At 66.7% G+C, this 819-nt stretch carries 1 protein-coding gene; it reads left to right on the top strand.

All coding sequences use genetic code 11. The features are described from left to right. Nucleotides 1–8 precede the first annotated feature (8 nt). Entirely contained in the window at nucleotides 9–341 is a 333-nt protein-coding gene (locus QZH66_RS17330; RefSeq protein WP_305807083.1) for an SMR family transporter, read from the top strand. Nucleotides 342–819: the final 478 nt, after the last annotated feature.

An 819-nucleotide genomic window follows, 5' to 3' on the forward strand; every position in this document is an offset into this window, starting at 1 on the left:
GGCTTGCAATGAATGTCTATTGGATTCTGGGCGCGGCCATCGTCGCCGAGGTGGTCGCCACGACGGCGCTCAAGGCCAGCGCGGGCTTCACGCGGCTGTGGCCGTCGTTCATGGTGGTGCTGGGCTATGGCGTGGCGTTCTACTGCCTGTCGCTGACCTTGAAGACCATGCCCATGGGCGTGGCCTACGCGATCTGGTCGGGCCTGGGCATCGTGCTCATCGCCGTGGCGGGCTACCTGTTGTTTGGCCAGCGCATCGACTTGGCCGCGCTCTTGGGCATGGCGCTGATCGTGGCCGGGGTGGCGGTGATCCAGCTGTTTTCCAAAACCGCCGCGCACTGACAAAGGCCGCCGCCGCAATGGCGCTCAGTGAACTCTGAGCCCTTCGACAGGCTTGTCCAAGGGTCTGCCCCTGGCACACGGGCTTCGACNCCAGCGCATCGACTTGGCCGCGCTCTTGGGCATGGCGCTGATCGTGGCCGGGGTGGCGGTGATCCAGCTGTTTTCCAAAACCGCCGCGCACTGACAAAGGCCGCCGCCGCAATGGCGCTCAGTGAACTCTGAGCCCTTCGACAGGCTTGTCCAAGGGTCTGCCCCTGGCACACGGGCTTCGACAAGCGCAGCCGGAACGGTTTTTGCCCACTGACTGGCGTCTGCCGTCGGCGCGGCCACGGCGCTCCTCGCCAACGCTGCAAGGCAGCGGACAGGGGCGCCTCGTGGTACCTTGCCGGCTGCATGCGAAACGGCGCCTGGCGCCCGCCCGCGAACCCCTCCCCGAGACGACCCGGCGCCAACCCCACCTGATTGCCACCATGCAAGC

It is taken from the genome of Stenotrophomonas sp. YIM B06876, from assembly GCF_030711595.1.
Classification (GTDB): Bacteria; Pseudomonadota; Gammaproteobacteria; order Xanthomonadales; family Xanthomonadaceae; genus Stenotrophomonas.